This window comes from Roseomonas sp. TAS13, assembly GCF_001950415.1.
GTDB lineage: Bacteria > Pseudomonadota > Alphaproteobacteria > Acetobacterales > Acetobacteraceae > Roseomonas > Roseomonas mucosa.
The window spans coordinates 1-247 of the sequence record NZ_BDLP01000812.1 but is presented as its reverse complement, the minus strand read 5'-3'; the positions used below and the strand labels follow the sequence as shown (position 1 = coordinate 247).

The following is a 247-nucleotide window of genomic DNA, read 5'->3' as shown; positions in this document are numbered from 1 at the left end:
GTCAAAGTCGCGCATGTGAGGCTGTGCCACAGCCGGATGCTGTTCGTCCGCGCTTATCCGCGCGAGACGCAAGAGATGGTGTTTGACGCTCATGACCGGGCGTTCGCCTTCTTTCGCGGTACCTGCACGCGGGGCATCTACGACAACATGCGCACGGCGGTGGACGCGATCCTGGTGGGACGGGATCGCGCCTACAACCGGCGTTTCCTGCGCATGTGCAGCCACTACCTGGTCGAGCCGGTGGCCT

1 pseudogene is annotated in these 247 nt (G+C 64.0%); it reads left to right on the top strand.

The annotated features are described in order from the left end of the window. Window positions 1-247, top strand: a pseudogene (locus ROTAS13_RS25600) (DDE-type integrase/transposase/recombinase); the annotation flags it as partial.